Source organism: Polynucleobacter sp. 35-46-11 (assembly GCF_002281105.1).
This window is the reverse complement of record NZ_NCFJ01000098.1, coordinates 1-7,011: the sequence shown is the minus strand read 5'-3', so window position 1 is coordinate 7,011 and position 7,011 is coordinate 1. Positions and strand designations below refer to the sequence as shown.

Sequence of the window (7,011 nt, the reverse complement as noted above, 5' to 3'; positions counted from 1 at the left end):
AAGCTTCCACTGTTTCAGTGGATCATGAATGCGCATCATAAAGCGGTTGTATTGCTCATCATCAGAAATGGAGAACCAGTATTTGATGAGAATAATTCCAGAACGAATAATCATCCGCTCAAATTCCGGAACTGTACGCAAAAACTCTTCGTACTCAGCGTCCGTACAAAAACCCATGACCTTCTCAACGCCAGCACGGTTATACCAACTACGGTCAAATAAAACGATCTCACCACCTGCGGGTAAATTGGACACATAACGCTGAAAATACCATTGGGTCTTTTCACGCTCACTTGGTGCCGTAAGGGCAACCACCTTACAAACCCGCGGATTAAGTCGCTGGGTAATCCTCTTAATAGCACCACCCTTACCAGCAGAATCACGGCCTTCAAATAAAACAGCAACTTTAAGCTTATTCTCCACTACCCAGTCTTGAAGCTTTACCAACTCGCCTTGCAGACGAAATAATTCCTTAAAGTAAACATTTCGAGGGATAACAGAGCCACTACCACCATCTTGCGAGAGGCGATCATCATCGAGCTCCATTTCGAGCTCTTCATCCATGCTATCTAGAATTTCTTCTTGAGCACGCTGATACCATTCAGCCATCTCTTTATGTTTTGATGTCATTTATTCCTCTAGGGCGTTGTATCTTTTTATCCCAAGAGTATGACATTTTTATTACATATATTGCTTATAGGGTTTGGGCGATCGATTCCTGACAATAAGCTGCCACCTGCTTACGATCAGAATCCCTTGAATTCTCGGCTCGATAAGGCTGCAAAAAGTGTATGTGGACCAGCAAGCCAGGCTCATGAATCACTCTAGACATGGATTCCAATAGCCCCATATCCCCAATAAAAGCCGGTGAGTCGCTCCTTAAACTCGTTTTCTGACAGACATAGCGTATAGAGAGAGGATAAATCGGGCATTTAGCAGCCAAGGCCGACTCAAAGAGATTAGGCCTAAAAGGCAGAACTTGTTCACCATTGGAGGATGTCCCCTCTGGAAAGATGCAAATTGACTCGGTATTAAGAACGTCAGCTATCTGCTCAACAACTTCCCTAGCATGGCGGGCATTATCTCTTCGAATAAAAACCGTTCCCAATTGCTTTGCCATCCAACCAAAGATTGGCCAAGATCTTACCTCTGACTTGGCAACAAATCGAATGGGTTTACAGGCATTGATGGCATGAATATCCAACCAAGAAATATGATTTGCTGCGAATAAAGCAGGCACAGGTGCCACATTCTCCAGACCAGTGACAACCAACCTTAACTTAAAAATTCTCAAAAGGCGCTGAGACCACATTTGAATGCGATGGTCTTTTTTAGACTGATTAATCCATGGAAATACCACAGACAGTATGAAGACTCCAGTAAGCACATGAAGAAAGATACTGACCCAGGTCAAAAAAGAAAATGCCTTGCTAGGTGAAGTTTTATTTGCTAATGCATCAAATGTCATAAGTTCAGAATATAAAGCAAGTCATCAAACTGACTTAAAAGTGTCACACAGGATACATATATGACGGGCTTAATGCATATTCATGATGCACTATCGAGCAATTTGGATTTCAGATGTACACCTAGGAACTTCAGGGTGTCAGGCAAACTACCTCCTCGATTTTCTAAAACACAATGAAGCAGATAAGTTTTACTTGGTCGGAGACATTATCGACGGCTGGCGTCTAAAGCAATCGTTCTACTGGCCTCAAGCACATAATGACGTAGTCCAAAAGTTACTACGCAAAGCACGTAAGGGCTCAGAAGTCATTTATATCCCCGGCAATCATGATGAAGCCGCAAGGCAATACTTTGGCATGTCATTTGGAGATATCAAAGTAGAAGAAGAGGTGATTCATACACTATTAGATGGTCGAAAACTATGGGTAACCCATGGCGATCTGTTTGATGGCGTGATGCAGTACGCCAAATGGCTTGCCTATGTAGGCGACTCTCTCTATTCATTCATTCTCTATATCAACCGCTATTTCAATATGTTGCGCGTAAAGATGGGTTTACAGTACTGGTCTCTTTCCCAGTACCTCAAGCATCAAGTCAAAAATGCAGTGAGCTACATCGCAGATTTTGAACATATTATGGCTAGAGAGGCTCGCCTCAGAAATTGTGATGGCGTAGTGTGTGGCCATATTCATAAAGCCGAGATCCGTGAAATCGATGGCTTACTGTATTGCAACGATGGTGATTGGGTTGAGAGCTTATCCGCCTTAGTCGAAACCACTTCGGGTGAGCTCAAAATTATTTACTGGACACACATTAAAGGTGACCCAGTGCCAAAAATCGAAGTTTCCAATCAATCTACTGCTGAAATAATTATTAAAGAGGCTGTGTTATGAAAATTATGATCGTTACCGATGCATGGGATCCTCAAGTTAATGGCGTTGTCAGAACCCTCAAGCAAACCCGTGCTGAATTAATCGCTATGGGTCACGAAGTAGAGATGATCACACCGACTGGTTTTAAATCTATTCCCTGCCCTACTTATCCGGATATTGCGCTATCCCTGTTTCCCGGCAAAGAGGTGGCACGCAGAATTAAAGAATTCGCACCTGATGCGATCCATATCGCTACTGAGGGGCCATTGGGCTTGTCCGCACGCTCTTATGCGGTTAAAAATGATCTACCCTTTTCTACCGCCTACCATACACGCTTTCCAGAGTACGTGAAAGCACGCACCGGAATTCCACTGGCCATCACTTATGCCTTTATTCGTTGGTTCCATGGCCCATCAATGGCAGTGATGGCGCCTACTATTGTGGTTAAAAATGATCTCGAAGAATACGGACTCAAAAATGTAGTGCTCTGGTCGCGTGGAGTTGATTTAGACATCTTCAAAATGCAAGACTCAAAGGCACTCAATAGTGCGCACCCGATTTTTCTATACGTCGGACGCGTTGCCGTAGAAAAAAATATCAATGCATTCTTAGAAATTGATTTACCAGGCTCTAAGTGGGTAGTTGGTGATGGCCCTGCCATGGCAGAGATTAAGCAAAAATATCCCAATATCAATTACCTAGGTGTTTTACAGCAAGATGAATTAGCCAAGGTATATGCAGCCGCCGATGTATTTGTATTCCCCAGCAAAACCGATACTTTTGGCTTGGTATTACTGGAAGCTATGGCCTGTGGCACCCCTGTTGCCGCCTATCCTGTTACTGGCCCAATTGATGTTCTAGGCGACTCTGCTGCAGGTGCAATGCACGAGGATCTTCGGGAAGCCTGTATTCAAGCCTTACGAATTCCACGTGAGCTTGCCAGAGCACATGCCGAGAAATTCTCCTGGAGAGCTGCTTCAGAGCAGTTTGCCAAACACCTCAAACCTGTGCCTTCTGCGCAAGTTCATGTCACCGCCTTAGCTTAAGAAGATATTTTGACTACCCCTTACGATATTAAGCAAAATCCACACAAAGGAAATCGTGGACTAACAAGAGCTTGGCATGCTGCAAAAAACTCTTGGTGCGGCATTGTATATGCGTTTAAAGAGGAGAGTGCATTTAGACAAGAACTCACCTTACTAGCCTTGCTGACTCCAATAGCATTATGGATGCCAGTGAGTCCAGTTGAAAAATGCATCCTCATTACATCACTACTACTTGTTTTAGTGGTGGAGCTACTTAACTCTAGCGTTGAAGCGGCAATTGATCGAATCTCCTTTGATCATCATGACCTATCTAAAAGAGCTAAAGACTTTGGCTCAGCTGCAGTCATGTTGGCATTACTGATTGCAGCTCTACTTTGGGCCACCATTTGCCTCCCTCTTGTCATCAATTGGTAACAGAGCCCTTTTACGATTGACTTAACCTAAATAAGGAAACTCATGTCCGATATCCCAAATCCTCTAGCTGCATTTGATCTGTTTAATGGGCGATTTGAGCAAAAGCCAAAAAAAGAGAAGACCAGCAAAGCCAAAGCAATTAAAAAACTTTTTCCCAAGAAAATTGCCAAGAAATTATTCGGTAAAAAGTTCGCTTTGCGTGCACGTAACGAAGTGTTGGCCATCGAGCCGATTGTTAACGAAAAAGTAATTAGCAAGGCCAAGCGCCCTGCTTTTCAAATTAGCTGGGCCTCAAATCCTAAGGAAGTGAAGGAAGCTCAACGTTTGCGTTTCAAAGTATTTGCAGAGGAAATGGGTGCAAGCCTACCAGCTCATCCTGAAGACTTGGATATCGATGAGTTTGACGCCTACTGCGACCATCTTCTCATCCGCGATCAAGAGACACTGAAGGTAGTTGGTACCTATCGAGTCCTACCACCGCACAAAGCCGCCGAGATTGGTCGCCTTTACTCCGACTCTGAATTTGATCTTTCTCGCCTCAATCACTTGCGCCCCAAGATGGTTGAATTAGGTCGATCATGTGTTCATGCTGACTATCGCTCAGGCGCAGTCATCATGGCATTGTGGAGCGGACTAGCCCAGTACATGCAAAAACACGATTATGAAATCATGCTTGGATGTGCAAGTATTCCTATGGCAGACGGCGGTCATTTTGCCGCAAGCCTATACAACTCACTGAGCAATGATCAAATGGCTCCAGTAGAAAATCACGCCTTCCCGAGACTACCACTGCCCTTGGAGCGCTTAAATGGCGGTTTACAAGTTGAGCCACCGCCCTTGATTAAAGGCTACCTTAAGTTAGGCGCTAAGATTTGCAGTGCGCCAGCCTGGGATCCAGATTTTAATACTGCAGACGTACTCACCATGCTCCGCTTATCTGAAATCAATCCACGCTACGCCAAGCACTTCTTAGTTATGTAATTAACGCAAGATTACTTTATAAGGACGGCCGATACGTTCCCACTCGGCCGCTTCCTTTAGCAAACTAAATTCGGTCAAAGGATGCTCCTCAACCCAATCTTTTGATAGGCTCACAATATAAGAGCCGTCTACTTCAGATACCTTGACTTTGGGAAGTTGAATATCACTCCTACCGCGGCAAAGCACCTGAGACAAGCGCAAGCAGAACAACATTCGCCAATCTCTAAAACTAGAATTATTCGCTAATTTTCCGAGCTTACCGGCATGGCCTATAAGGAGCGCAGCCAACCTTGCCTGGTCATTCTTCGAAAATCCCGGCATATCTGCATTACCTGCAATGTAAGCTGAATGCTTGTGATATCCATTGTGGGCAATCGATAAACCGATTTCATGAAGATTGGCAGCCCATTGCAATAATGCAATGTTATCTTCCCGATCCTCAGAGTCCGGCTTTGGTAGTTGAGATAAAAATTCTGCGGCGTGTATCCCCACTCTCTTTGCCTGCTCACGATCAACGGCATAGCGTTGCATAAACTGCTCAACCGTAACGAAGCGCATATCGTCATGCTGGGATCGGCCTAGCAGGTCATATAAGACTCCCACCCGCAGTGCAGCGTCTGTAACTTCCATACTCTCAATACCCAGTTCATCAAATACAGCGATCATGATGGCCAAACCGCCCGGCCAGACTGATCGACGATCATCTTTAAGACCCTGAAGCTCAACCTGACTAAGATTTTCGTACTTGAGAAGATGCTTCTTCATGGCTCTCAAGCCATCGCGTGTAATAAGGCCACTAGCGCCATTGACACGCCCCATGGTCAAGCCTTCACTTTGCTGGCCATTAAAGTTATTTTCAGCGATCAGATCTGCCAAAGCACGCGCAGTTCCTGAAGAGCCAATCACCTGTTTCCAACCGCTTTTAAGGTAAGCCCCAGAGATCACTTGAATCTCTCTGCGTGCTGCTAATTCGGCTTCCTTGAAAGCATGAGCATCAATATTGCCTTTAGGGAAAAACCGTAGACTATGAGAGACGCAGCCAATATAGAGACTCTCCATCAACTTTGGCTCATAGCCTTTACCGATGATGAACTCAGTAGAGCCGCCACCAATATCAACCACTAAGCGATTTCCCTGGACAGCAGAGACCTCATGAGCAGCACCAATATAAATCAGGCGCGCTTCTTCAACGCCCGCAATCACTTCAATAGGGAAACCTAAAGCTTCTTCGGCATCACGAATAAAGCTAGGAGCATTTTTTGCTACCCTCAAGGTATTTGTAGCAACAGCGCGTACCTTCGAAGGGTCAAAGCCTCGAATACGCTCACCAAAGCGACGAATCGCTGTCAGACCACGCTGATAGGCATCGTTTCCCAATAGCTTGTTATCAGTAAGACCGGCCGCAAGACGCACAGACTCCCGCAGAGTATCAATGGGGCGCAGCTGAGTTCCCGATGGTGTTTTCACTACCTGAGCAACGAGCATGCGAAAACTATTCGACCCAAGGTCGACTGCCGCCACCAGATCGCGAGGAGCATTTCCTAAAATATCTTTATTAACAGCCAAAATTCATCCAGCTAATAGGTTTGATCAATCTAAATATGTCTATTTTATGAAACTCTCATGACATATTCATGAAAATGAACTCTAGTCTACTGGCAAAAGCTTAAGCTGCTAAATTATGCTCGGAACTAGTGCAATTTCGATCACCAAAACTACACAATATGCAGCAATCATCTGATTTTGCTTTTAAGAGGCCATTACACGACGGGCAACGGTATAGATGCATGGAACCGCCCTCAGGGATCTCTAAAGTCTCGCAACCTTGGCAATATGGACAAGTAATAATAGCTTGCTGTGTCTGATTAAATATATTCACACTAAAATGATGCCGGGAAAATATTTCAGGAAAAAGACAATGGTGAATAACTAGAATTTCATTAAATTGCCATACAAGCTATCCATACTAAGATTGCTTTAAATGAGTCTCCCTATGATGCATTTTTTCCCTAAGCTTGCTTGGGGATTTTTTTATCCAGTAAGGAAGCCCCATTATTAAGAGCGAGCAAGGAATCTGTAACCTGCTCTACTTAATGCACGCATTACCTAAAGCAAGCGCAGTATTTGAATTTTCCATTGGGACGTAATTAGTTAGTAGCTCATGATATTTTCTATCAAGCATTCCCGTAACTGACTCCCAAGAAATTTCTAAAGTGGATTCTCGCGCATTT

General features: G+C 44.4%; 8 protein-coding genes. 4 read left to right on the top strand and 4 right to left on the bottom strand.

Annotated elements, in window-relative coordinates; all coding sequences use genetic code 11:
* Both B7Y67_RS08760 and B7Y67_RS08755 read right to left on the bottom strand, forming a co-directional pair.
* Nucleotides 1-630, bottom strand: a 630-nt coding sequence (locus tag B7Y67_RS08760; protein ID WP_293598314.1) for a polyphosphate kinase 2, incomplete at its 3' end; no start/stop codon positions are given.
* Between the two features lie 64 nt (nt 631-694).
* A complete protein-coding gene (locus B7Y67_RS08755; protein WP_293598313.1) occupies nt 695-1,468 on the bottom strand; it encodes a 1-acyl-sn-glycerol-3-phosphate acyltransferase in 774 nt (257 codons plus the stop codon).
* An 85-nt stretch (nt 1,469-1,553) separates the two neighbouring features.
* Between B7Y67_RS08755 and B7Y67_RS08750 the strand changes: the two genes are divergently transcribed.
* The 4 genes from B7Y67_RS08750 to B7Y67_RS08735 are packed head-to-tail and all read left to right on the top strand — an operon-like array spanning nt 1,554 to nt 4,780.
* Nucleotides 1,554-2,360 carry a UDP-2,3-diacylglucosamine diphosphatase gene (locus B7Y67_RS08750; RefSeq protein WP_293598315.1) on the top strand — a complete coding sequence of 269 codons (807 nt, stop codon included), beginning with the start codon at nt 1,554-1,556 and terminating at the stop codon, nt 2,358-2,360.
* The gene (locus B7Y67_RS08745; protein ID WP_293598312.1) at nt 2,357-3,385 is read left to right on the top strand and encodes a glycosyltransferase family 1 protein; all 1,029 of its coding nucleotides are present in this window, start codon (nt 2,357-2,359) and stop codon (nt 3,383-3,385) included. The genes B7Y67_RS08750 and B7Y67_RS08745 overlap by 4 nt, the downstream gene beginning before the upstream one ends.
* A 9-nt stretch (nt 3,386-3,394) precedes the next feature.
* A complete protein-coding gene (locus B7Y67_RS08740) occupies nt 3,395-3,799 on the top strand; it encodes a diacylglycerol kinase (RefSeq protein ID WP_215303415.1) in 405 nt (134 codons plus the stop codon).
* Between the two features lie 42 nt (nt 3,800-3,841).
* On the top strand, nt 3,842-4,780 hold the full coding sequence (locus tag B7Y67_RS08735) for a GNAT family N-acyltransferase (protein WP_293598311.1): 939 nt from the start codon (nt 3,842-3,844) through the stop codon (nt 4,778-4,780).
* Here B7Y67_RS08735 and ppx read toward each other — a convergent pair whose 3' ends face one another.
* Nucleotides 4,781-6,346, bottom strand: coding sequence for an exopolyphosphatase (ppx, locus tag B7Y67_RS08730; RefSeq protein WP_293598310.1), 1,566 nt, complete (start codon nt 6,344-6,346; stop codon nt 4,781-4,783).
* Between the two features lie 100 nt (nt 6,347-6,446).
* A complete protein-coding gene (locus B7Y67_RS19500; protein ID WP_363927236.1) occupies nt 6,447-6,659 on the bottom strand; it encodes a GDCCVxC domain-containing (seleno)protein in 213 nt (70 codons plus the stop codon).
* Nucleotides 6,660-7,011: the final 352 nt, after the last annotated feature.

What these genes read in the sequence shown, in the direction of transcription:
- B7Y67_RS08755 (WP_293598313.1), bottom strand. Translation starts at nt 1,468, where the DNA reads ATGACATTTGATGCATTAGCAAATAAAACTTCACCTAGCAAGGCATTT.
- B7Y67_RS08750 (WP_293598315.1), top strand. Translation starts at nt 1,554, where the DNA reads ATGCACTATCGAGCAATTTGGATTTCAGATGTACACCTAGGAACTTCA.
- B7Y67_RS08745 (WP_293598312.1), top strand. Translation starts at nt 2,357, where the DNA reads ATGAAAATTATGATCGTTACCGATGCATGGGATCCTCAAGTTAATGGC.
- B7Y67_RS08735 (WP_293598311.1), top strand. Translation starts at nt 3,842, where the DNA reads ATGTCCGATATCCCAAATCCTCTAGCTGCATTTGATCTGTTTAATGGG.